Here is a 22,738-nt window from a genome sequence, read left to right on the forward strand (position 1 = left end):
GTCCGATCCCAACGACCGCGGGGGGCTGGGGGCTGAGGAATCCGAGACCGGAAGAACCGGACCCGACGCAGTATCTTCTTGTCGCAATCCAGAAGGGCGCCCGATGGGCCAAAATTTGGCGGCAATAAGATTCACCTGACGTTCCCGTGACGGGAAATTTCTACCATCAGCCCTGCGGATCGGCCCTTGCAGAGGACCGCGGTCGGCGCGATCATGTCGACGATATGACAGGAGGCGCTGCATGAATGTGATTCCGGGAGATACTGAGCCCACCGAGAATCGCGCGGCGACGGGCTCTGCCGCCGCCGCGCCCGTCGTCAGCTTCAATCGCCTTGAGCTCAGCCGCATCCTCAACCTGTACGGCCGTATGGTCTCCGACGGTGAGTGGCGCGATTACGCCATCGACTTTCTGCGCGACCGCGCGGTGTTCTCGGTGTTCCGCCGCTCGTCGGAAGTGCCGCTCTATCGCATCGAGAAAGATCCGCGACTGGCGCGCAAGCAGGGCATGTATAGCGTGATTTCGGCCAGCGGCATGATTCTGCGCCGCGGCCAGGAACTCGACCGCGTGCTCCTGGTGATCGATCGCAAGCTGGCGGTGGTGTAATCGATTCGCTGAGCGTCAGGGAAGCGTGCGGGCGCCGTCGCCAAGTGCGAGCTGCATCGAAACGGTATCAAGCCAGCGATCGAACTTGAACCCGACATCGGTATGCACCCCAACCATCTGAAATCCGGCATTGCGATGAACCGCGATGGAGCCGGCATTCGCGCTGTCACCGATCACGGCGACCATCTGGCGGTAGCCGCGGCTCTCGCATTCGGCGATCAGCCGCGCGAGAAGTTTGCCGCCAACGCCTCGCCGTTGGGCTTTCGGATCGAGATAAATCGAATTCTCGACGGTAAAGCGATAGGCCGGTCGCGGGCGATGCGCGCTGGCATAGGCATAGCCGACAACCCGGCCTTCCAGCACAGCCGCGAGATACGGATAGCCCCCGCTCACCATCCCCTCGAAACGCCGCGTCATCTCGGCCAAATCTGGCGGGATCAGTTCGAACGTGGCCGTGCCGAACTGCACCGCCTCGGCATAGATCGCGGTGATCGCGGGCAGATCTGCCGCCGTGGCGGGCCTGATTTCAATATCGGACATGGCGCTGAGACTATTTTTGCTCCACCCAAAAGAAAAGCCCCGGCCTTTCGGCCGGGGCTAAGATCTTCTCTATGCTCTGAGCTTATTCGCGCTGTCCGAGCAGCTGCAGCAGCAGCGTGAACAGGTTGATGAAGTTCAAGTAGAGCGACAGGGCACCGGTGATCGCCGCGCGCTCGGCGATATCGCCGCCCTGCGAGGCGTAACCGTAGATGTAGTCGTTCTTCAACCGCTGGGTATCGTAGGCAGTGAGGCCTGCGAAGATCAGCACGCCGACAACCGACACGATGAACTGCAGCATCGACGACGCCACGAAGATGTTCACGACGCTCGCGATAATGATGCCGAACAGGCCCATCAGCAGGAACGAGCCCATGCCCGTCATGTCACGCTTGGTAGTGTAGCCGTAAAGGCTCAGCGCACCGAACGAGGCAGCGGTAATGAAGAACACCCGCACGATCGATGTGTGCGTGTACACGAGGAAGATCGACGACAGCGAGATGCCCATCAGAGCCGCGAAGGCCCAGAACAGCAGTTGCGCGGTGGCCGGCTTCAGCCGGTTGATGCCGAACGAGATGGCGAACACCATGACCAGAGGCGCCAGGATGAACACCCACTTCAGCGGGCTCACGAACATCGCATAGCCGAACGGCGTCAGGTAGGAGCTACCGATCCGGGCAGCAGCGCCCGACGGATCGGTCGTGACAGCCGCCATGTACACGCCGAGAGCAGCCAGGCCGGTGATGGCCAGACCGATCGTCATGTAGTTGTAGATGCGCAGCATGTAGGAGCGCAGTCCGGCGTCCACGGCAGCGGCATCGCGCGCGCCGGCCCGGCCGAAGGGGGAAGCATAGTTACGGTCTAGATCCGACATGGTCGAAACCTCGATGTTGTCCGGCTGATCGCAAAGGGTTCGCGTCGCCGGTTCAAATTATATCCCAGATATCTGCGCTTCCTGACACTAAACTCGATTTCATAAAAAATCGACGTCATCTGCACTCGATGTCTGACCCAAAGGGTATGTGGTAAACTAACACATTCGCTGCAAGCTTCCACGCGTGGCGGAATGTCGCTCCGATTTGTATTCAGGCATCCTGGTAAACTTTCAGCCTGACGCAAGCTTGGCGATTTCTCAGTCATTTTGCACGAATCAGCCCGCGCAAAGGCTGCTTCGTGTCAAAACAGGTCACAAATTCCGTAACACGGTGGCAGGCTTCTGGTTCAAGGCTACCAACGTACCCACCAGGCCCAGGCCCACTGTGACAATTAGCGCCGCCAGCACGACGCCAGCCGCGCTGCCAGCCTGCCAGACGAAGCTCAGCGTCATCAGGCGCGTGACGATCAGCCACGCCGCCACCGAGCCGGCGATGACCCCAAACACCGCCGTGGCCAGGCCGATCATCAGATATTCGAGTGCATAGGCACCCAGAAGCCGCGCACGCGTGGCGCCGAGGGTCTTGAGGATAACGGCGTCATAGACGCGATGCCGGTGACCGGCGGCCAGCGCGCCACCGAGCACGAGAATGGCCGAGAGCAGCGTCACCGCGCTGGTACCGCGGATCGCCAGCACGAGATTTGTGACAACCGATCCCACAGTGTCGAGCGCTTCTCGGACCCGGACGGTGGTGATCATTGGGAATGCGTCGGCCACCGCCTTGACCAGACCGGCGTCCTGGGAGGGATCGGACTTCGGTTCGGTCAGCGTGGCAATATGGGTATGCGGCGCACCACGGAAGGTATTGGGCGAGAACACCAGCACGAAATTGATGCCGAGGCTCTGCCAGTCGACGGACCGCATATTGCCGATCCTGGCGGTGATATCGCGGCCGAGCACATTGACGGTGACCTCGTCGCCGAGCTTGAGCCCGAGCCCGTCGGCCAGCTTCTTCTCGAACGACACCAGTGGCGGCCCGCTATAGTCGGGTGCCCACCATTCGCCCTCGACCAGCTTGGAGCCACGCGGAACCTCGTTGGTGTAACTGAGGCCACGGTCGCTCTGCAGCACCCATTCGGCATCGGATGACGGTTTGAGGTCTTCCGCCTTGACGCCGCGCGCGGCAACGATCCGGCCGCGCAACATCGGCACATCCTCGACGGTCGACTGCGGCTGCTTCTCCCTGAGAAACGCGCTGAAGCGGTCTGCCTCGGTGGAGGGAATGTCGATGAAATAGAACGACGGCGCCTTCTCCGGCAGCGCTGCCATGAACTGCCGGCGCAGATTGCCGTCGATCTGGGTGACGGTCACTAGCACCGTCAGGCCGAGCCCGAGCGACATCACCACCGACGGCGTCAGCGCGCCCGGCCGGTAGATATTGGCAATAGCCAGCCGCAGCATGGTCATGCTCGGCCGCGGTAATTTGCGCGCAAAAGCCATCAATGCGCCGGCGATACCGCGCAGCAAGGCGAACACGACCATCGACGACACCACAAATACGGCAGCGACACGTTTGTCGTAAGCGAGCCCGACCACCACCGCGATCAGTAGCCCGACCACGAGTGCCATCCAGAGCATATAGCGCAGCTTCGGCCGGTGCGATTCCGTCAGTGCCGCATCACGAAACAGCGCCGCAACCGGCACGTCGTGTACGCGCGCCAAGGGCCATAGGCCGAAGGCCAGCGCCGTCAGCAGCCCGTACAGCAACGACAATGCCAGCTCACCGAGATGAAGCGCCGGCACCACCGGCAGCGGCAGCAGCTTGCCGAACAGGCCGACAATGGCAAACGGCAAGGACGCACCGACCACCATACCGATCAGCGAGCCGATCACCGCCAGCACCAGTACCTGGGTGAGGTAGATCGCGAATACGTCGCGGCCAGTCGCGCCAAGCGCTTTCAACGACGCGATGACATCGCGGCGGCGATCAATATGGCTCTTCACGGCATTGGCGACGCCGACGCCGCCGACCAGCAGGGACGCGAGGCCGACCAATGTCAGGAACTGGGTGAATCGCGTGATGGTACGCTCAAGCTGCGGCGACGCGTTGTCGCGCGAACGGATTTCCCAGCCGGCTTGCGGCAATTGGGCACGCGCATCGTCAGCCAGCGCCTTGGCAGCGCGATCGCCGGAAACGGTGTCCGGCAGGCGAACACGATAGATCCAGCGCACCAGACTGCCGGGCTGCAGAAGCTTGGTGGCGCGCAGAGCGTCCTCACTGGTGAGGAAACGCGGCGCGAACCCGACACCGCCAGCGAGTTTGTCGGGCTCCGCTGAAATTTCGCTGCGAAGCTCGAACGTCGCATTACCGACCGTGAGGCGGTCACCAACCTTGAGGCCTAGCCGGGCCATCAATGTCGTATCCGTCGCGGCGCCATAGGCCCCGTCACGTTCGGCGAGCAGATCGCTCATCGGCATGTCCGGCGCCAGGGTCGCCTTGCCGAGCAAGGGATAGCTGCCATCGACGGCCTTGATCTCAACAAGCGCAAGATTGCCGTCCGGCGCGCGCGCCATGCCGCGCAGCGTTGCGGCAACCGACACCGCACCGCGTGCGCGCAAGAAGGCGAGTTCTTCCGGCTTGGCCTCACGCTGCATCAGCGAGAATGCCACGTCGCCGCCGAGCAGCGTACGGCCTTCGCGCGCCACGCCCTCGCCCAAACTTGCCGCGACCGAGCCAACGCCTGCGATGGCCATGACGCCCAGCGCGATGCAGGCGATGAAAACGTAGAAGCCGCGCAGGCCGCTGCGCATCTCGCGGAAAGCGTAACGCAACGCCAGCGACGGGCCTCGGCTGTTAGGAATGGTCTCGGTGATGGTCATCGGATCAGGCCGTCTCGACCCAGTTGCGCTCGGTGGCGGGCCCATCGATCCGGCCGGAACGTAATCGCACCACGCGGTCGCAGCGATGCGCCAGCGTATTGTCGTGAGTCACCAGCACCAGCGTCATGCCGCGCTGCGCGTGCTGCGCGAACAAGAGATCGACGATCTGGCCGCCGGTGGATTCGTCGAGATTGCCGGTCGGCTCGTCGGCGACCAGGATCGCAGGATCCGGCGCCAATGCGCGCGCCAGCGCGACGCGCTGCTGCTCGCCACCGGAAAGCTGGGTCGGATAGTGATGCAGACGGGCGCCGAGACCGACCGCTTCCAGCTCGCGCGCCGCACGGCCGGCTGGGTCGGGATGACCTGCCAGCTCCAGCGGTACCGCGACATTCTCCAGCGCCGTCATGGTCGGGATCAGGTGAAAGGACTGGAAGACGATGCCGACATGACGGCCACGAAACCGCGCCAATCCGTCCTCATCGAGATCATTGAAAGAGGTGCCATTGACCACCACCTGACCGGAGTCAGGACGCTCCAGCCCCGCCATCACCATCAGCAGCGTGGACTTGCCGGAGCCCGACGGGCCAATCAGCCCGATCGCTTCACCCGATCCGACGCGCAGGCTGATATCCTTGAGGATATGCACACGCGCGGCGCCGGTGCCGAGCGAGAGGTTGATGTTAGAGATTGAAATGGTGTCCGGCGAAACGCCGGCCGATGATGAGGCTTCAATGAAAGTATCCATGCGAGCTTCATATGGCACTTCGTTTGCGGCGGTCGAGGGGCTGCTGCGCACGTTTATGTGGCTGGTCGTCGCCGGGCTGACGGTCGCACTTCCGATCCCCACCGCTACGGCGCAGACGGCCGCCACCGGCACGGCCAAGCCCGTCAAACTGGTCGTGCTGGGGGACTCCCTGAGCGCAGGTTATGGCCTGCCGGCGGCAGCCGCGTTTCCGGTCCGGCTACAAAAGGCCCTGAAGGACAAGGGGATAGAGGTCGAGATGATCAATGCGGGTGTATCCGGGGATACCACCTCGGGCGGCCTCGGGCGGCTCGACTGGTCGGTGCCCGAGGGGACGCAGGGCGTGATCGTCGAACTCGGCGCCAACGACGCGCTGCGCGGCACCGATCCGAAGGTCCCGCGTGCGGCGCTCACCGAGATTCTGACGCGGCTGAAGGCCCGCAACATCGCCGTGCTTCTCTGCGGCATGGTGGCACCGCCGAACTACGGCGCCGACTATGCGGAAAAGTTCAATTCGATCTATCCGGATCTCGCCAAGCAATTTGGCGTGCCGCTCTATTCGTTCTTTCTCGAAGGCGTCGCCGGTGACAGTAAACTCAACCAGGCCGACGCGATGCATCCGACAGCGGATGGCGTCGACATCGTCGTGAAAAACATCCTGCCCAGCGTCGAGGCATTTGTCGGCACGATCGCTGGGCAACGCAGTTGAGAAACAGGCAGCCTCAACCTTAATGACGGTTTTTCACGGAACCTTCATGCACCGAGCGCGGCATCTGCTTCGCAGAGTCACAGAAGTCGGGTAAAAAAAGACATCGGTGATTCGTCACCGGCTCGTTTGTTCGGGCATGATTTTCGCCGAGGGGTGCGGGCGTGCGTAAGCACACCGTAGTCAGCACCTTTCGGCGAAAATCGCGCCCCGGCAAAGAGGAGCTGACTATGCCGCGTTTGTTCGCCGGACTGGAGATACCAGCCGAGATCGGCCAGACATTGGCCAATTTGCGTGGCGGCCTGCCAGGCGCACGCTGGATCGATCCCGAAAATTATCATGTCACGCTTCGCTTCATCGGCGATATCGATGGCGTTTCCGCCAACGAAATCGCCGATCTGATGTCACGCGTGGAGCGCAGACCCTTCGAGGTCGCGGTGCGTGGCCTTTCGAGCTTCGGCGGCAAGAAACCCCGCGCTGTCGTCGCTGCGGTCGAGCCGAGCCGTCCGCTGCTTGAACTGCAATCCGAACTGGAACGGCTGGTGCGCCGCTGCGGGCTCGAGCCCGAGGGCCGCAAATTCACGCCGCATGTCACGCTGGCCCGACTGCGCGATTCCTGCGACCGCGACGTCGCCGACTATCTTTCGGTGCGCGGCTACTTCCCGACGAAGATCTTCACCGCCTCGCGCTTCGTGCTGTTCTCCTCGCGGGCATCCACGGGCGGCGGCCCTTATCTGGTCGAGGATTCCTACGCGCTCTGCGCATGAGCGCATATCCGCTTCGACCAATTCGCATCTTGCATTTTCCGGGCGCATGGGGCCGTTAGGGCCCCATGTCGTCCAGCCCTCCGCAATCCTTCCGCGAACAATATCAAGCCCTCGTTGCCTCCGGCGCTATCGAGGCTGACCCGGCGCAGGCCGGCGCCGTCGAGGCCATCGCGGCGCTCGACGTTGCGCTGTCCACTTATAAGCCACCGCGCAAGCAGGGCTTCTTTGGACGCCTGTTCGGCGACAAGGATATGCAACCGCCGCGCGGTCTCTACGTCCATGGCGAGGTCGGCCGCGGCAAGACCATGCTGATGGACCTGTTCTTCGAAGCCAGCGCGGTCACGCACAAGCGTCGCGCTCATTTCCATGAGTTCATGGCCGACACCCATGAGCGCATCTATAATTTTCGCCAGAAAATCGCGAGCGGCGAGCTCCCCGACGGCGATGTCATCGCGCTGACGGCGAATTCGATCTTCGACGAAGCCTGGCTCCTCTGCTTCGACGAATTTCACGTCACCGACATCGCCGATGCGATGATCCTCGGCCGACTGTTCGCACGGCTGTTCGAACTCGGCACCGTCGTCTTCGCGACGTCCAATGTCGAACCCGTCAATCTCTACAAAGGCGGGCTCAACCGCGCGCTGTTCTTGCCGTTCATCAAACAGATCGAAGATCATATGGAGGTGCGCAAGCTGGATTCACGCACCGACTATCGATTGGAAAAACTGGCCGGCGTAAAGAGCTGGCTGGTGCCGGACGATGATGCAGCAAAGGCTGCGCTCGACAAGGCCTGGGCAAAGCTCACGGGCGGCGCACCCGCAAAGTCGCGTGATATCTCGATCAAGGGCCGCACGCTGCGTGTTCCCCTGGAAGCGCAGGGCGTGGCCCGGTTTTCATTTGGCGATCTCTGCGAGAAGCCGCTTGGCGCGTCAGACTATCTGAAACTGGCGCACGACTATCACACGCTGTTCATCGAACATATTCCGATGATGGACTACGGCGACCGCAACGCCGCCAAACGCTTCATCGCACTCATCGACACGCTCTATGACAATGCCGTGAAGCTGATGGCCTCGGCGGCCGGCGAACCGCACGCGCTGTATCAGGCCAGCGAAGGCTTCGAGGCGATGGAATTCGCACGAACCGCCTCGCGCCTGTTCGAGATGGGCTCTGAAACATATCTGGCCCTACCCCATGGCCGCAGCGATTCCACCGCGTCAGGCGCCACCACGGGCCTGGTCGAAACCTGACGCGCGCAATCAGATGGATATCAAAGCGGAATCGGTACTTTCGCGAGCGATTCCAATTTCCAGTTCACTCATAATAATTTGCATTGCAGGCCGGCGCTCGACAATTGGGCAGGCTCCGACTTGAACGGTGTCCGCGAAAGGGATAACCAGCCTGTCAGCATTTCCTGCTCCCTCCCTACCCCTTCGGGCTTAAAGGATAGATTTCCCATGGCGCGTAACAAAATCGCATTGATTGGTTCTGGTCAGATCGGCGGAACACTTGCTCACCTCGTCGGCCTGAAAGAACTCGGCGACGTCGTGATGTTCGACATTGCGGAAGGTGTGCCGCAGGGCAAATCGCTCGATCTCGCGCAGTCCTCACCGGTCGACGGCTTCGACTCCAAGCTGACCGGCGCCAACTCCTATGAGGCGATCGAAGGTTCGGACGTCATCATCGTCACCGCCGGCGTGCCGCGCAAGCCGGGCATGAGCCGCGACGACTTGCTCTCGATCAACCTCAAGGTGATGGAGCAGGTTGGCGCAGGCATCAAGAAGTACGCCCCGAATGCCTTCGTCATCTGCATCACAAACCCGCTCGATGCGATGGTCTGGGCGCTGCAGAAGGCTTGCGGCCTGCCGGCAAACAAGGTCGTCGGCATGGCCGGCGTGCTGGACTCGGCGCGCTTTCGCTACTTCCTGGCCGATGAATTCAATGTGTCGGTCGAAGACGTCACCGCTTTCGTGCTCGGTGGCCACGGCGACACCATGGTTCCGCTGGTCAAGTATTCGACCGTTGCCGGCATCCCGCTGCCCGACCTCGTGAAGATGGGCTGGACCTCGCAGGCCCGCATCGACGAAATCGTCGACCGTACCCGTAACGGCGGCGCCGAGATCGTCAACCTGCTGAAGACCGGTTCGGCCTTCTACGCTCCGGCCGCTTCGGCCATCGCGATGGCCGAGAGCTACCTCAAGGACAAGAAGCGCGTTCTGCCCTGCGCCGTGCACCTGAACGGTGAATACGGCGTCAAGGACATGTATGTCGGCGTTCCCGTCGTGATCGGCGCCAAGGGTGTCGAGCGCATCGTCGAGATCGAACTCCTCGGCAAGGACAAGGAAGGCTTCGACAAGTCGGTAGCTTCGGTGGTCGGCCTGATGGACGCCTGCAAGAAGATCGCACCCGACCTGCTCGGCTAAGATCAAGCTCACTTCACCGGCACCCTCTGGGTGCCGGTTTTGCATTTGACGACGTTGGCAAACACTGCAACGAACCCCTCAGCCAATTCGTCCGTCACACGGAATTATCGTCGGCTTTGACTTGCAGCATGCTTGGTATACGGTATGCCAGTTCAAAGAAAATGACGTGAATTCCAAGTTCACCATCCGGGGTTCGGGAGCAACTTATGAATATCCATGAATATCAGGCGAAGGCCGTGCTGAAGGAATTCGGCGTGCCCGTTTCCAAGGGCGTGCCAATCCTCAAGGCCGAGGAAGCTGAAGCTGCCGCCAAACAGCTCGGCGGTCCGTTGTGGGTGGTGAAGAGCCAGATCCACGCCGGCGGCCGCGGCAAGGGCAAGTTCAAGGAAGCATCGGCCGGCGACAAGGGCGGCGTCCGCCTCGCCAAATCGATCGACGAGACCAAGCAGTTCGTCAAGGAAATGCTCGGCGCGACCCTCGTGACCGAACAGACCGGCCCCGCGGGCAAGCAGGTCAACCGGATCTATCTGGAAGACGGCTCGGACATCGAAAAGGAATTCTACCTCTCGCTGCTCGTCGACCGTGAAACCTCGCGCGTTGCTTTCGTCGTCTCGACCGAAGGCGGCATGAACATCGAGGAAGTCGCGCATAACACCCCGGACAAGATCGTGACCTTCTCGGTCGATCCGGCCACCGGCGTGATGGGCCACCACGGCCGCACCGTGGCTCAGGCGCTTGGCCTCAAGGGCGATCTCGCCAAGCAGGCCGAGAAGCTGGTGTCGCAGCTCTACACCGCATTCATCGCCAAGGACATGGACATGCTGGAGATCAATCCGCTGATCATCTCCAAGCAGGGCGAGCTGAAGTGCCTCGATGCCAAGATGTCGTTCGACTCGAACGCGCTGTATCGTCACCCGGAAATCGTCGCGCTGCGCGACACGACCGAAGAAGACGCCAAGGAAATCGAGGCGTCGAAATATGACCTCGCTTACATCGCGCTCGACGGCACCATCGGCTGCATGGTCAACGGCGCGGGCCTCGCAATGGCCACGCTCGACATCATCAAGCTGTATGGCGAAAGCCCGGCCAACTTCCTCGACGTCGGTGGCGGTGCTTCCGAGGAGAAGGTGACCGCAGCGTTCAAGATCATCACTGCCGATCCGAACGTGAAGGGCATCCTGGTCAACATCTTCGGCGGCATTATGAAATGCGACGTCATCGCTGCCGGCGTTGTCGCCGCAGTGAAGGCTGTCGGCCTCCAGGTGCCACTGGTTGTCCGCCTCGAAGGTACCAATGTCGAGGAAGGCAAGAAGATCATCCGTGAATCCGGTCTCAACGTTCTGCCCGCCGACGATCTCGACGACGCCGCTCAGAAGATCGTCAACGCCGTGAAGGGAAAGTAAGCCGATGTCCGTCCTGATCGACAAGAACACCAAGGTCATCTGCCAGGGCTTTACCGGCAAGAACGGCACCTTCCACTCCGAACAGGCGATTGCCTACGGCACCAAGATGGTCGGCGGCACCTCGCCGGGCAAAGGCGGCTCCACCCATATCGGCCTGCCGGTGTTCGACACCGTGGCCGAGGCCCGCGACAAGACCGGCGCCGATGCGTCGGTGATCTATGTGCCGCCGCCGGGTGCTGCGGACGCGATCTGCGAAGCCATCGACGCGGAAATCCCGCTGATCGTCTGCATCACCGAAGGCATTCCGGTGCTCGACATGGTGCGCGTCAAGCGCTCGCTGTCCGGCTCCAAGTCACGCCTCATCGGGCCGAACTGCCCGGGCGTCGTCACCGCTGGCGAATCGAAGATCGGCATCATGCCGGCCAACATCTTCAAGCCCGGCAGCGTCGGCATCCTGTCGCGCTCCGGCACGCTGACCTATGAAGCCGTGTTCCAGACCACCCAGGCCGGCCTCGGCCAGAGCTCGGCGGTTGGCATCGGCGGCGATCCGGTCAAGGGCACCGAATTCATCGACGTGCTCGAGATGTTCCTGGCCGACCCCAAGACCACCTCGATCATCATGATCGGCGAAATCGGTGGTTCGGCGGAAGAGGACGCGGCACAGTTCATCAAGGACGAAGCCAAGCGCGGCCGCAAGAAACCGATGGTCGGCTTCATCGGCGGCGTCACCGCACCTCCCGGCCGTCGCATGGGCCATGCCGGCGCCATCGTCTCGGGCGGCAAGGGCGACGCCCAGTCGAAGATCGCGGCCATGGAAGCCGCCGGCATCCGCGTCTCGCCGTCGCCGGCCCGCCTCGGCACCACGCTGGTTGATGTGCTGAAGGGCTAAGCTGAGCTCGGCAGAGTTGAGAAAAGAAAGGCCCGCTCGCGAGAGCGGGCCTTTTGTTTTGACACTCTGACTGGATCGCCCCGTCCAAGTGCGCGCCCGGCCGGGCGAGGACACTGGAGTTCTACGCCGCCTGCGCCTGCTTCTCGCCAACCAGCGGCAAACCTTCCTCGATTGGATACTTCGTATCGCGCGACCATTCGTTCCACGAACCAAAATACATCCGGACATCAGCCACGCCGGCGTTCTTTAGCGCGAGAAACGTGTTCGACGCGCGTGCGCCCTTGAAGCAGTAAAGATAGACAGTGGTCGACGGCGTGATCCCGACAGTCGCGCATTCGGCGAGGATCTCGTTCTTCGACTTGAAGCGCGGGCCTTCCGATGTCGGCTTCATCATGCGGTACCACTCGATCCAGACGGCGCCGGGAATGCGGCCCATGCGCGGGCAGAAATCCTTGCCATAGGGCGACGAGCTTTCGCCGATCCATTCATCGACATCGCGTACGTCGAGGATGGCGATCGACGGATTGCCGAGCGCGCCCTGCATGGTGCCCGCATCGATCAGGATCGAACCGGCTTCCGGCTTGATGACGAAGGATGCTGCCGTCGGCGTCGGAACATCCGTGGTGGTCGGCAGGCCCTTCATGGTCCAGGCTTCAAAGCCGCCATGCAGGACCTTGATCTTGGGATAGCCGAGAAACTCCAGCAGGAAGTAGCCGCGGCAGGATTGGCCGAAGCCCGAATTCATCGACTGTTCGTAGATCACCGCAGTCTCGCTGCCGGACAGGCCGGCTCCGCCGAAGGCCGCAGCGAACTTCTTCTTCAACTCGTCCATACCTTCGGGCGTCGAGGTGGCGAGGAACGTAAAGATCTCATGGAGATTGACGGCGCCGGGGATATGCCCGGCCGCATAGGCGTCGGGATTGCGCGTGTCGATGATGACACAAGGTTCTGACTTCATGAACGTGACGAGGTCGTCTGCGGAAATGAGAACTTCAGCCATTGAAAGCCTCCTCTGTGTTGAACCGTCGTTGTTGATTCGTTTGTGCTGGATCGCCTGTCGTTTCGCCGTGACTTAAGTCAATTCGCTTTCCGTTCGCGTGATCGGGATCATTTGCATGATCGGGATCACGCCCCGCCCTGGTCTCCCTGATATTCGCGCGCATTGTCTGCGAGCATTTTTCTGAGCTGCTTGGTGGCGGGGGTGACGATCGCCACGAAATAGGCTTCGCGCAGTCGGCGCTGGGCGCGGTGCGATTTGAGATAGCCGCGCGCGCCACAATGCAGCATCGCTGCATGGGCTGCGGCGACGGCGGCGTCGCCGGCGCGCAGACGCAGTTCGACGACGCTGCGCCAATAGGCATTGCTCGTGTCAAAGGGTGTGGCGGCGAGCATCATCGTCTCGGCTTCCATCTTCGCCAGCAGACCCGCGAAATCCTCGGGCTGCTGCGGCAGGAAGCAATTGACGTGGGCGAGCGACGGCTTGACGCTCTCCATGATAGCAACGCAATCGCGCACCAGCCCGAGCCCCATGCCCATCTGCATCAGGATGAACCCCGCGCGAATTCTCTTCACGAAAGGCATCGCCGGTGCCGCGAGCACCTGACCGTCTGGAATGAAGACATCGCGGAATTGCACGGCGTAGGTGCCGGTGCCATCCATCGCGAGGAACGGCTTGCACGGCGTCAGCGAGAGATTCTCGTCGGCGCAGTCGGCGAGGAACATCACCTTCTCGCCGGAGCCGTCATCGAGTTCAAAGATGGTGCCGAACATATGGTCGGGGCCAAGATTCGATACCCATGGCAGAGCACCGCGCACGATGTAACCGCCGTTGGTGCGGCGACCTTTCAGCTTGAGCTTCTCGATGCCAAAGAAGCTCTTCATCGGATTGGACAGGCCGGTGCCGCCGAGCAGCTTGCCGCTCGCGGCATCGCTCAGATACTTCGCCTTCAGTGCGGCATTGTCGGAGTTGAGGATGTACCAGACCAGCGTGTTCTGGCACCACGCCATGAAGGCCGTGGAGCCGCAGGTCTCGCCGATGGTGGTGATGCCCGCGATCGTCTCGCCGAGATCCGCGTGTGCCGACCAGGCACCAACACCGCCGAGATGACGTAGCGCCCGATCCGGATAGATCGTGCCTTCATCTATCTCCAAAGCGATCGGTGAAAGATCGGTGCGCGCGACGGCAGCTATTCGTTCGACGAGCGACGGTGTGTCGCCGGCCCCTTCAATATCGTCAGATTTCCGCAGCACTGCCGTCGTGGTCATGTCGATCTCCGTCACGCGCAAGGAAGAGAGACCGCGGCCGCATCGCTGCGGCCGCGCTAACTCACATTCAGGCAGAGACTTCGAGATTGACCGGGCGCGTAAACGTGTTGGCGACGGGCGACCACTTCTTGACGTGGGTGATCAGCGCATCGATCTCGGCCTGTGCGATGCCTTCGCATTCCATATCGACCTTGATGCGCACATCGGTGAAACCGACCGGCTTCTCGCTGATGTCGCCGGTGCCCCAGACGGCAGTGATGTTGAGATCGCCTTCGAGCTGCAGTTCGAGTTTGTTGACGGTCCAACCACGATGCACGGCATTTGCGTGCAGACCGACGGCGATGCAGGAGCCAAGCGCCGCCAATGACGCCTCTGACGGATTCGGCGCAGTGTCGTCGCCGAGCAGCGCCGGCGGCTCATCGACGATGTAAGGCGGCAGGTTGCGGATGTAGTTGGCGTGGCGGAACTTGCCCTCGGCCACCGTTTTGCACTTCAGCGTCTTGATGACATTGGGATTGGCTTTGCCGTTGGCGATCAGCTGTTCGAGTCCGCCTTTGTCGATCGGCGCGAGGCAGCCGGTCAGGGCGGTTTTGGCGGCAACAGCAGTCATTGGGTTTCTCCCTTGGAAGAATGGATAGATACAGAACGTTCTGTAGCTTTGCAGAAACCGTGCCAGCGTCGGTCGATGCGAAAATCAACGCGGGATCAGCGAGTTACGCAATTGACGCGAAATGGGGCAGACGCTGAACTGCCGCTTAGCGCGGCAAATACGTATCTACCCGCTCGAATATTGGTCAGGAACCGATGATCGCTTGCGCCGCGCGCGCGCCATGACATATGACAGGGCATGACTGATGCGATGCCGCAGGCTGTCGAGAGCAATGTTCCGCAGGTGACGCCGCGTGAGCGGCTGATGGACGCGGCGACAAGGCTGTTCTGCAAGAATGGCATCAATGCCACCGGCATAGACGCCATCGTCAGCGAGGCCGGTACGGCCAAAACCACCCTCTACAAAAACTTCAAATCCAAGGACGACCTGGTCGACGCCGTGCTCAGGGCGGAGAGCGAGACCTGGCGCGGCTGGTTCATTGCCGCCGTGGAACGCGCCAGAACTCCGCGTGAAAAACTGGATTCGATTTTCCCCGCGCTGAAGGGCTGGTTTGCCGAAGAGACCTATTATGGCTGTGTTTTCATCAATGCAGTCGGCGAGCACGCCAAGGACGAGACCCGGCTGCGCGACATCACGATCCGGCACAAATCATTCATTCTCAAGCACATCTCCGGACTGGCCGAGGCCGCCGGCGCCAAGAAGCCGGACTTTCTCGCGCACCAGATCGGCCTCTTGATGGACGGCGCCATCGTCGCCGCCATGGTGACCCGCGATCCGACCGTGGCAGACGCCGCCGGCATGGCCGCCAATGCCCTGCTCGACGAGGCTTGCGGGCCGCCCAAAATCCGCCGCACCCGGCGCGCCGGACTGCAAGGAGGCGCTGCCGCTTTGGCTAAGGAAGACCTCAGTGTCGTCGACTGAAATCAGCGGACAAAATCTCGCGCACAAAGAATTGACGAAATATTCAGTTCTTCGTGCTTTTCAGGGCGCACATTCGGATTAAATAGGGTAGAAGCTCGCTCGACTTTAGGATGGTCCGGCAACCGGATCAGCCCTCGCTAAAATTTCCGCGCGATACCAAATCAGGACGCCATCATGTCTCGCCAGGACGCGAACGCCGCCTTTGCACTCTCTTCATTTCTGCAAGGCGCAAACGCCACTTACATCGACGAACTCTATGCCCGTTACGAAAAGGACCCCTCCTCAGTTGACGCCGAGTGGCAGGAGTTCTTCAAGAGCCTGAAGGACTCGCCCGCCGACGTTCAAAAGAACGCCGAAGGCCCGTCCTGGGAGAAGGCCAACTGGCCGCTGACGCCCAAGGACGACCTAACCTCCGCCATGGACGGCAACTGGGCCGAGGTCGAGAAGGTGATGGGCGCCAAGCTCGCCGCCAAGACCGCCCAGCCCGGTGCAGCCGCCCCGACCGGCGACATCAATCAGGCGACCCGCGATTCGGTACGCGCCTTGATGCTGATCCGCGCCTTCCGCATGCGCGGCCATTTCCACGCCAATCTCGATCCGCTGGGCATCGAAGGCCAGAAGGATCACGAGGAGCTCGATCCGCGCTCCTACGGCTTCACCGATGCCGACTACGACCGCAAGATCTTCCTCGATAACGTCATCGGCCTCGAATACGGCACGCTGCGCGAGATCGTTGCGATCCTGCAGCGCACCTACTGCCAGACCCTCGGCGTCGAGTTCATGCACATTTCCAACCGCGCGCAGAAGGCGTGGATCCAGGAACGTATCGAAGGCCCGGACAAGGAAATCAGCTTCACGCCGGAAGGCCGCCGCGCCATCCTCCAGAAGCTGGTCGAAGCCGACGGCTTCGAGAAGTTTTGCGACGTCAAGTTCACCGGTACCAAGCGCTTCGGCCTCGACGGCGGCGAATCACTGATCCCGGCGCTGGAACAGATCATCAAGCGCGGCGGCAGCCTCGGTGTCCGTGACATCGTCGTCGGCATGCCACATCGCGGTCGCCTCAATGTGTTGACCCAGGTGATGGGCAAGCCGCACCGCGCGCTGTTCCATGAATTCAAGGGCGGCTCGGCCAATCCGGACGAGGTCGAAGGCTCGGGTGACGTCAAGTATCACCTCGGCGCCTCGTCGGATCGCGAGTTCGATAACAACAACATTCATCTGTCGCTGACGGCGAACCCGTCGCATCTTGAAATCGTCGATCCCGTGGTGCTCGGAAAGGTCCGCGCCAAGCAGGACCAGAATGGTGATCCGCCGGACCAGCGTATTTCCGTGCTGCCGCTGCTGATGCATGGCGATGCGGCCTTCGCAGGTCAGGGTGTGGTTGCTGAATGCTTCGCGCTGTCGGACCTGAAGGGTTATCGCACCGGCGGTTCGATCCACTTCATCGTCAACAACCAGATCGGCTTCACCACCTATCCGCGCTACTCCCGTTCGTCGCCCTATCCGTCCGATGTCGCGAAGATGATCGATGCTCCGATCTTCCATGTGAACGGTGACGATCCGGAAGCGGTGGTATTCGCCGCCAAGATCGCGATCGAGTTCCGGCAGAAGTTCCACAAGCCTGTCGTCATCGACATGTTCTGCTATCGCCGCCACGGCCATAACGAAGGCGACGAGCCGGCGTTCACCCAGCCGGTGATGTACAAGAAGATCGGCGCGCATCAGTCGACGCTGGATATCTACGCCAAGCGCATCATCGCCGATGGCGTGATGACCGAGGGCGAAGTCGATAAGGCGAAGGCCGACTGGCGCGCCCGTCTCGATGCCGAACTCGAAGCCGGCGCCGGCTACAAGCCGAACAAGGCTGACTGGCTCGACGGCAAGTGGGCCGGCTTCAAATATGCCGACCAGGAGGAAGATCCCCGTCGCGGCGTGACCGGCGTCGACGTCAAGACGCTGAAAGAGATCGGCGCCAAGATCACCAAGGTGCCCGATGGTTTCCGCGTTCATCGCACGGTGCAACGTTTCCTCGATACCCGCGCCAAGGCGATCGATAGTGGCGAAGGCATCGACTGGGCGACGGGCGAGGCGCTGGCATTCTGTACCCTGATGGAAGAAGGCCACCATGTCCGGCTGTCCGGCCAGGACTCGGAGCGCGGCACCTTCTCGCAGCGCCATTCGGTGCTGTTCGACCAGGAAGACGAAAGCCGCTACACGCCGTTCAACCACCTCAAGCCCGACCAGGGTCACTACGAGGTCATCAACTCGCTGCTGTCCGAAGAAGCCGTGCTCGGATTCGAATACGGCTACTCGCTGGCCGAGCCGAAGGCGCTGACCATCTGGGAAGCGCAGTTCGGCGACTTCGCCAACGGCGCACAGGTGCTGTTCGACCAGTTCATCTCCTCGGGTGAACGCAAGTGGCTGCGTATGTCGGGCCTCGTCTGCCTGCTGCCGCATGGCTATGAAGGCCAGGGCCCGGAGCATTCCTCCGCACGCCTTGAGCGTTTCCTCCAGATGTGCGCCGAAGACAACATGCAGGTGGTCTATCCGACTACTCCGGCCAACTACTTCCACATGCTGCGTCGTCAGTTGAAGCGTGAGATTCGCAAGCCGCTGATCGTCATGACGCCGAAGTCGCTGCTGCGCCACAAGCGTGCGGTGTCGAAGCTGAGCGAACTCGGTGCCGACACATCGTTCCATCGCGTGTTGTTCGACGATGCGGAGAAGCTGCCGGACGAGAAGATCAAGCTCACCGCCGACAACAAGATCCGTCGCGTCGTGCTGTGCTCCGGCAAGGTCTATTATGACCTCTACGAGGAGCGCGAGAAGCGCGGCATCGACGACGTCTACCTGATGCGCATCGAGCAGCTCTATCCGGTGCCGCTGAAGACGCTGGTGCAGGAGTTGACCCGCTTCAAGGGTGCGGAATTCGTCTGGTGTCAGGAAGAGCCGCGCAACATGGGCGGCTGGCACTTCATCGAACCGTATCTTGAATGGGTGCTCAACCAGATCAACGCCACCCACAAGCGTCCGCGTTATGCCGGCCGCGCTGCTTCGGCAGCGACCGCCACCGGCCTGATGTCCAAGCATCTCGCCCAGCTCAAGGCCTTCCTCGACGAAGCGCTCGGCTAAGCCTCCATTCTGTTGGCGAATGCCCCGCACCCGCGGGGCGTTCGCATATCCCCATTGATTTCAAGTTCAGGCAGGAATGACCGAGCGGGTCGCCACGCCACAAGAGGAAATAGACAATGACTGAAATTCGCGTTCCCACGCTCGGCGAATCCGTGACGGAAGCCACCATCGGCCGCTGGTTCAAGAAGGCCGGCGATGCCGTCGCCGTTGACGAGCCGTTGGTCGAACTCGAGACCGACAAGGTCACCATCGAAGTCCCGGCGCCCTCCGCCGGCGTCCTCGGCGAGATCGTTGCCAAGGACGGCGAGACCGTTGCCGTCGGCGCACTGCTCGGCCAGATCACCGATGGTGCCGGCGGCGCCAAGCCAGCCGCAGCTCCCGCGAAGCCCGCGGCCGCTGCACCTGCCGCTGCTGCGCCTGCTCCCGCTCAGAAGTCCGCCCCCGTCGATGCGCCGCTGGCGCCGTCAGTCCGCAAGATCTCGGTCGAGAGCGGCATCGATGCCGCCACCGTCCCCGGCTCGGGCAAGGATGGCCGCGTGACCAAGGGCGACATGCTCGCCGCGATCGAGAAGGCTGCGTCGGCACCGACACCGATCAATCAGTCTGCCGCCGCCGTGCAGGTACGTGCACCGTCACCCGCTGACGATGCTGCCCGCGAAGAGCGCGTAAAAATGACGCGCCTGCGTCAGACCATCGCGCGTCGCCTCAAGGACGTGCAGAACACCGCCGCGATGCTGACGACCTTCAACGAGGTCGACATGACCAACGTGATGGCGCTGCGCTCGCAGTACAAGGATGTGTTCGAGAAGAAGCACGGCACCAAGCTCGGCTTCATGGGTTTCTTCACCAAGGCCTGCGTGCAGGCGTTGAAGGATATTCCGGCCGTGAACGCAGAGATCGATGGCTCCGACCTGATCTACAAGAACTATTATCACGTCGGCGTTGCCGTCGGCACTGACAAGGGCCTCGTCGTTCCCGTGGTGCGCGACTGCGATACCAAGTCGATCTCCGACATCGAAAAAACCATCGCGGATTTCGGCAAGCGCGCCCGTGACGGCCAGCTCAAGATCGACGAAATGCAGGGCGGCACCTTCACCATCACCAATGGCGGCATCTACGGGTCGCTGATGTCGACGCCGATCCTGAACGCACCGCAGTCGGCCATCCTCGGCATGCACAAGATCCAGGAACGTCCGGTCGTGGTCGGCGGCAAGATCGAGATCCGCCCGATGATGTATCTGGCGGTGTCCTACGATCACCGCGTGATCGACGGCAAGGAAGCCGTGACATTCCTCGTTCGCGTCAAGGAAAGCCTGGAAGATCCGGCCCGTCTCGTTCTGGATCTCTAACCCGAGGTCGCCATGGCGTTCGGACCGAACCCTCCGCCAATTCAGGCCCACCTTTGCGTCAAGGGTGGGCTTGAAGCCATTGCCTTCTATGAGAAGGCGCTTGGCGCGAAGTGCTCGTTCCACGCAATGGCCGACGACGGCAAGCGGGTTATGCACGCCAACCTCGAAATGTTCGGCAGCGAAGTTATGCTGCATGACGAATTTCCCGAGTTTGGTGGCCACATCCTGTCGCCGCAGACCCGCGGCGGCGCCGGCATGACGATCAATATCAATCTGCCCAAGCCTGAAGATGTCGACGCCGCGATCGCCCGCGCGGAAACATCGGGAGCAGAAGTCGTGATGGCGCCTCAGGATGTTTTCTGGGGGGCCCGCTACGGCACCATTCGCGATCCGTTCGGACACATCTGGTCCTTCAACGCCGCACTCACCGGGAGCGACGCATGAGCGACAACGTCGTCATCATTACCGGCGGAAGCCGCGGCATTGGTCGTTCCACCGCGCTGCTGGCGCCCTCACGTGGCTTCAAGGTCGTCGTCGGCTATGCCAGCAACGAAGCCGCCGCCAACGAGGTCGTTTCGAAGATCGAAGCGACCAACGGCAAGGCCATCGCCGTAAAATGCGATGTCGGCTCCGAGGCTGACATTCTTGCGCTGTTCAAGGCAGCGGACGCCTTTGGTCCTCTCGGCGCCCTGGTCAACAATGCCGGCATTGTCGGCCCTTCCATCCGCGTCGATCAGATGACTGCCGAACGCATCGCCAACATGATGACGGTGAATGTCACCGGCAGCATTCTTTGCGCCCGCGAGGCCGTGAAGCGCATGTCGACCAAACACGGCGGCAAGGGTGGCGTTATCGTCAATCTGTCATCGGTAGCCGCCAAACTGGGTGCGCCGAACACCTATGTCGACTATGCCGCGTCGAAAGGCGCGATCGATTCCTTCACCATCGGATTGGGACACGAAGTCGCCGCCGAAGGCATTCGCGTTGCCGGCATTCGGCCGGGTTTGATTGATACCGATATTCACGCGTCAGGCGGCGAGCCGGACCGCGCGCATCGTCTTTCCGTCAACGTGCCGATGAAGCGCGTCGGCACAGCGGATGAAGTTGCCAATGCCATCGTCTGGTTGCTGTCGGACGAGGCTTCTTACGTCACATCCACCATTCTCGACGTGTCCGGTGGCCGCTGAGGCTCTGACACCCCATATCATCTGAAGACAATACAGGACTGCATCATGGCTTCTTACGACCTCGTTGTTATCGGCACCGGACCCGGCGGTTATGTCTGCGCGATTCGCGCGGCGCAGCTCGGCATGAAGGTCGCCGTCGTCGAGAAGAACAGCACGCTGGGGGGCACCTGCCTGAACATCGGCTGCATGCCCTCGAAGGCTTTGCTCTATTCGTCAGAGCTTTTTGAGGAAGCCGGCCACTCCTTCGCCAAGATGGGCATCAAGGTGTCCGCCCCGACGCTCGATCTTCCCGCGCTGATGAACTTCAAGCAGCAGGGCATCGACGGCAACGTCAAGGGTGTCGAGTTCCTGATGAAGAAGAACAAGATCGACGTCGTGATGGGCACCGGCCGTGTGCTCGGCACCGGCAAGGTCGAAGTCACCGGCGCTGACGGCAAGGCCCAGACGCTGGAGACAAAGAACATCGTCATCGCTACCGGCTCTGACGTCGCGAAGCTGAAGGGCATCGAGATCGACGAGAAGCGCATCGTGTCGTCGACCGGCGCGCTGTCCCTCGACAAGGTGCCGGAGAAGATGATCGTGGTCGGCGCCGGCGTGATCGGCCTCGAACTCGGCTCGGTGTGGCGCCGCCTCGGCGCCGAAGTCACCGTCGTGGAATTCCTCGACCGTATCCTGCCCGGCATGGATGGCGAAGTCGCCAAGCAGTTCCAGCGCATGCTTGAGAAGCAGGGCATGACCTTCAAGCTCGGCGCCAAGGTCACTGGCGTCGATACGTCGGGCAAGAAACTGAAGGCGCAGATCGAGCCAGCCGCGGGCGGCGCTGCCGAATCCATCGAAGCCGACGTGATTCTCGTGGCGATCGGCCGTGTGGCTTACACCGAAGCGCTTGGCCTCAAGGAAGCTGGCGTCGAACTCGACGAGCGCGGCCGCGTCAAGATCGACCATCACTTCTCGAGCAACGTGAAGGGCGTCTACGCTATCGGCGACGTCGTCGCGGGCCCGATGCTGGCGCACAAGGCGGAAGACGAAGGCGTTGCCTGCGCCGAGATTCTTGCAGGCCAAGCCGGTCATGTGAACTATGACGTGATCCCGGGCGTGGTCTACACCACGCCGGAAGTCGCCGCCGTCGGCAAGACCGAGGAAGAGCTCAAGGCTGCCGGTATCGCTTACAATGTCGGCAAGTTCCCGTTCACGGCCAATGGCCGCTCCAAGGTCAACCAGACCACCGATGGTTTCGTGAAGATTCTCGCAGATGCGAAGACCGATCGCGTGCTCGGCGTGCATATGATCGGCCGCGAAGTCGGCGAAATGATCCATGAAGCCTGCGTGCTGATGGAATTCGGCGGTTCCGCCGAAGATCTGGCCCGCACCTGCCATGCCCATCCGACCCGCTCCGAGGCGGTGAAGGAAGCTGCATTTGCAGTAGCCAAGCGCGCTATCCATATGTGA

Annotated in this window: 20 protein-coding genes; 13 read left to right on the plus strand and 7 right to left on the minus strand. The window is 61.8% G+C overall.

Annotated elements, in window-relative coordinates; all coding sequences use genetic code 11:
* Nucleotides 1-241: 241 nt before the first annotated feature.
* Nucleotides 242-604, plus strand: coding sequence for a DUF2794 domain-containing protein (locus AB8B02_RS24245; protein ID WP_089263291.1), 363 nt, complete (start codon nucleotides 242-244; stop codon nucleotides 602-604).
* Between the two features lie 15 nt (nucleotides 605-619).
* Here the strand turns inward: AB8B02_RS24245 and AB8B02_RS24250 are convergent, their stop codons facing one another.
* From AB8B02_RS24250 to AB8B02_RS24265, 4 genes are all read right to left on the minus strand, one after another.
* Nucleotides 620-1,144: a GNAT family N-acetyltransferase gene (locus AB8B02_RS24250; RefSeq protein ID WP_089263290.1), complete on the minus strand. Its 525-nt coding sequence runs from the start codon at nucleotides 1,142-1,144 to the stop codon at nucleotides 620-622.
* A gap of 82 nt (nucleotides 1,145-1,226) precedes the next feature.
* The gene (locus tag AB8B02_RS24255; RefSeq protein ID WP_089263288.1) at nucleotides 1,227-2,015 is read right to left on the minus strand and encodes a Bax inhibitor-1/YccA family protein; all 789 of its coding nucleotides are present in this window, start codon (nucleotides 2,013-2,015) and stop codon (nucleotides 1,227-1,229) included.
* Between the two features lie 312 nt (nucleotides 2,016-2,327).
* Nucleotides 2,328-4,895 carry an ABC transporter permease gene (locus AB8B02_RS24260; protein ID WP_120287616.1) on the minus strand — a complete coding sequence of 856 codons (2,568 nt, stop codon included), beginning with the start codon at nucleotides 4,893-4,895 and terminating at the stop codon, nucleotides 2,328-2,330.
* 4 nt (nucleotides 4,896-4,899) lie between these two features.
* The gene (locus tag AB8B02_RS24265; RefSeq protein WP_089263284.1) at nucleotides 4,900-5,640 is read right to left on the minus strand and encodes an ABC transporter ATP-binding protein; all 741 of its coding nucleotides are present in this window, start codon (nucleotides 5,638-5,640) and stop codon (nucleotides 4,900-4,902) included.
* Here AB8B02_RS24265 and AB8B02_RS24270 point away from each other — a divergent pair.
* The 6 genes from AB8B02_RS24270 to sucD all read left to right on the plus strand — a co-directional run bounded on the left by AB8B02_RS24270 (nucleotide 5,639) and on the right by sucD (nucleotide 11,825).
* The gene (locus AB8B02_RS24270) at nucleotides 5,639-6,346 is read left to right on the plus strand and encodes an arylesterase (RefSeq protein ID WP_089263282.1); all 708 of its coding nucleotides are present in this window, start codon (nucleotides 5,639-5,641) and stop codon (nucleotides 6,344-6,346) included. The genes AB8B02_RS24265 and AB8B02_RS24270 overlap by 2 nt on opposite strands.
* Before the next feature lie 227 nt (nucleotides 6,347-6,573).
* Nucleotides 6,574-7,110, plus strand: a complete 537-nt coding sequence (gene thpR / locus AB8B02_RS24275; protein WP_089263280.1) for an RNA 2',3'-cyclic phosphodiesterase — start codon at nucleotides 6,574-6,576, stop codon at nucleotides 7,108-7,110.
* 65 nt (nucleotides 7,111-7,175) lie between these two features.
* Nucleotides 7,176-8,360 carry a cell division protein ZapE gene (gene zapE, locus AB8B02_RS24280; protein WP_120287618.1) on the plus strand — a complete coding sequence of 395 codons (1,185 nt, stop codon included), beginning with the start codon at nucleotides 7,176-7,178 and terminating at the stop codon, nucleotides 8,358-8,360.
* A gap of 207 nt (nucleotides 8,361-8,567) precedes the next feature.
* The gene (gene mdh / locus AB8B02_RS24285) at nucleotides 8,568-9,533 is read left to right on the plus strand and encodes a malate dehydrogenase (protein WP_068730094.1); all 966 of its coding nucleotides are present in this window, start codon (nucleotides 8,568-8,570) and stop codon (nucleotides 9,531-9,533) included.
* Between the two features lie 206 nt (nucleotides 9,534-9,739).
* Entirely contained in the window at nucleotides 9,740-10,936 is a 1,197-nt protein-coding gene (gene sucC, locus AB8B02_RS24290; protein WP_089263274.1) for an ADP-forming succinate--CoA ligase subunit beta, read from the plus strand.
* A gap of 4 nt (nucleotides 10,937-10,940) precedes the next feature.
* Entirely contained in the window at nucleotides 10,941-11,825 is an 885-nt protein-coding gene (gene sucD / locus AB8B02_RS24295; RefSeq protein WP_093757749.1) for a succinate--CoA ligase subunit alpha, read from the plus strand.
* 121 nt (nucleotides 11,826-11,946) lie between these two features.
* Here the strand turns inward: sucD and AB8B02_RS24300 are convergent, their stop codons facing one another.
* From AB8B02_RS24300 to AB8B02_RS24310, 3 genes are all read right to left on the minus strand, one after another.
* On the minus strand, nucleotides 11,947-12,825 hold the full coding sequence (locus tag AB8B02_RS24300; RefSeq protein ID WP_439065377.1) for a sulfurtransferase: 879 nt from the start codon (nucleotides 12,823-12,825) through the stop codon (nucleotides 11,947-11,949).
* A gap of 125 nt (nucleotides 12,826-12,950) precedes the next feature.
* Nucleotides 12,951-14,090 carry an acyl-CoA dehydrogenase family protein gene (locus tag AB8B02_RS24305; protein WP_439065378.1) on the minus strand — a complete coding sequence of 380 codons (1,140 nt, stop codon included), beginning with the start codon at nucleotides 14,088-14,090 and terminating at the stop codon, nucleotides 12,951-12,953.
* A 67-nt stretch (nucleotides 14,091-14,157) separates the two neighbouring features.
* The gene (locus AB8B02_RS24310) at nucleotides 14,158-14,700 is read right to left on the minus strand and encodes an OsmC family protein (RefSeq protein ID WP_184512455.1); all 543 of its coding nucleotides are present in this window, start codon (nucleotides 14,698-14,700) and stop codon (nucleotides 14,158-14,160) included.
* Between the two features lie 237 nt (nucleotides 14,701-14,937).
* Here AB8B02_RS24310 and AB8B02_RS24315 point away from each other — a divergent pair, with 237 nt between their 5' ends.
* The 6 genes from AB8B02_RS24315 to lpdA all read left to right on the plus strand — a co-directional run bounded on the left by AB8B02_RS24315 (nucleotide 14,938) and on the right by lpdA (nucleotide 22,738).
* The gene (locus AB8B02_RS24315; protein ID WP_309941723.1) at nucleotides 14,938-15,621 is read left to right on the plus strand and encodes a TetR/AcrR family transcriptional regulator; all 684 of its coding nucleotides are present in this window, start codon (nucleotides 14,938-14,940) and stop codon (nucleotides 15,619-15,621) included.
* 174 nt (nucleotides 15,622-15,795) lie between these two features.
* The gene (locus AB8B02_RS24320; RefSeq protein ID WP_439065379.1) at nucleotides 15,796-18,753 is read left to right on the plus strand and encodes a 2-oxoglutarate dehydrogenase E1 component; all 2,958 of its coding nucleotides are present in this window, start codon (nucleotides 15,796-15,798) and stop codon (nucleotides 18,751-18,753) included.
* 116 nt (nucleotides 18,754-18,869) lie between these two features.
* Nucleotides 18,870-20,102 carry a 2-oxoglutarate dehydrogenase complex dihydrolipoyllysine-residue succinyltransferase gene (gene odhB / locus AB8B02_RS24325; protein WP_439065380.1) on the plus strand — a complete coding sequence of 411 codons (1,233 nt, stop codon included), beginning with the start codon at nucleotides 18,870-18,872 and terminating at the stop codon, nucleotides 20,100-20,102.
* A gap of 12 nt (nucleotides 20,103-20,114) precedes the next feature.
* Complete coding sequence (locus AB8B02_RS24330) at nucleotides 20,115-20,546, plus strand: VOC family protein (protein ID WP_120287625.1); 432 nt, start codon at nucleotides 20,115-20,117, stop codon at nucleotides 20,544-20,546.
* On the plus strand, nucleotides 20,543-21,289 hold the full coding sequence (locus tag AB8B02_RS24335) for an SDR family oxidoreductase (protein WP_439065381.1): 747 nt from the start codon (nucleotides 20,543-20,545) through the stop codon (nucleotides 21,287-21,289). The genes AB8B02_RS24330 and AB8B02_RS24335 overlap by 4 nt, the downstream gene beginning before the upstream one ends.
* A 45-nt stretch (nucleotides 21,290-21,334) precedes the next feature.
* Entirely contained in the window at nucleotides 21,335-22,738 is a 1,404-nt protein-coding gene (gene lpdA / locus AB8B02_RS24340) for a dihydrolipoyl dehydrogenase (RefSeq protein WP_439065382.1), read from the plus strand.

It is taken from the genome of Tardiphaga sp. 862_B3_N4_1, assembly GCF_051811085.1.
Lineage (GTDB): Bacteria > Pseudomonadota > Alphaproteobacteria > Rhizobiales > Xanthobacteraceae > Tardiphaga > Tardiphaga robiniae.

Coding starts and splice junctions, on each gene's coding strand:
- odhB (WP_439065380.1), top strand. CDS start 18,870: ATGACTGAAATTCGCGTTCCCACGCTCGGCGAATCCGTGACGGAAGCC.
- sucC (WP_089263274.1), top strand. CDS start 9,740: ATGAATATCCATGAATATCAGGCGAAGGCCGTGCTGAAGGAATTCGGC.
- thpR (WP_089263280.1), top strand. CDS start 6,574: ATGCCGCGTTTGTTCGCCGGACTGGAGATACCAGCCGAGATCGGCCAG.
- AB8B02_RS24255 (WP_089263288.1), bottom strand. CDS start 2,015: ATGTCGGATCTAGACCGTAACTATGCTTCCCCCTTCGGCCGGGCCGGC.
- AB8B02_RS24320 (WP_439065379.1), top strand. CDS start 15,796: ATGTCTCGCCAGGACGCGAACGCCGCCTTTGCACTCTCTTCATTTCTG.
- AB8B02_RS24250 (WP_089263290.1), bottom strand. CDS start 1,144: ATGTCCGATATTGAAATCAGGCCCGCCACGGCGGCAGATCTGCCCGCG.
- AB8B02_RS24260 (WP_120287616.1), bottom strand. CDS start 4,895: ATGACCATCACCGAGACCATTCCTAACAGCCGAGGCCCGTCGCTGGCG.
- AB8B02_RS24330 (WP_120287625.1), top strand. CDS start 20,115: ATGGCGTTCGGACCGAACCCTCCGCCAATTCAGGCCCACCTTTGCGTC.
- AB8B02_RS24335 (WP_439065381.1), top strand. CDS start 20,543: ATGAGCGACAACGTCGTCATCATTACCGGCGGAAGCCGCGGCATTGGT.
- AB8B02_RS24265 (WP_089263284.1), bottom strand. CDS start 5,640: ATGGATACTTTCATTGAAGCCTCATCATCGGCCGGCGTTTCGCCGGAC.
- AB8B02_RS24305 (WP_439065378.1), bottom strand. CDS start 14,090: ATGACCACGACGGCAGTGCTGCGGAAATCTGACGATATTGAAGGGGCC.
- AB8B02_RS24310 (WP_184512455.1), bottom strand. CDS start 14,700: ATGACTGCTGTTGCCGCCAAAACCGCCCTGACCGGCTGCCTCGCGCCG.
- AB8B02_RS24300 (WP_439065377.1), bottom strand. CDS start 12,825: ATGGCTGAAGTTCTCATTTCCGCAGACGACCTCGTCACGTTCATGAAG.
- AB8B02_RS24270 (WP_089263282.1), top strand. CDS start 5,639: ATGCGAGCTTCATATGGCACTTCGTTTGCGGCGGTCGAGGGGCTGCTG.
- zapE (WP_120287618.1), top strand. CDS start 7,176: ATGTCGTCCAGCCCTCCGCAATCCTTCCGCGAACAATATCAAGCCCTC.
- AB8B02_RS24245 (WP_089263291.1), top strand. CDS start 242: ATGAATGTGATTCCGGGAGATACTGAGCCCACCGAGAATCGCGCGGCG.
- mdh (WP_068730094.1), top strand. CDS start 8,568: ATGGCGCGTAACAAAATCGCATTGATTGGTTCTGGTCAGATCGGCGGA.
- sucD (WP_093757749.1), top strand. CDS start 10,941: ATGTCCGTCCTGATCGACAAGAACACCAAGGTCATCTGCCAGGGCTTT.
- lpdA (WP_439065382.1), top strand. CDS start 21,335: ATGGCTTCTTACGACCTCGTTGTTATCGGCACCGGACCCGGCGGTTAT.
- AB8B02_RS24315 (WP_309941723.1), top strand. CDS start 14,938: ATGACTGATGCGATGCCGCAGGCTGTCGAGAGCAATGTTCCGCAGGTG.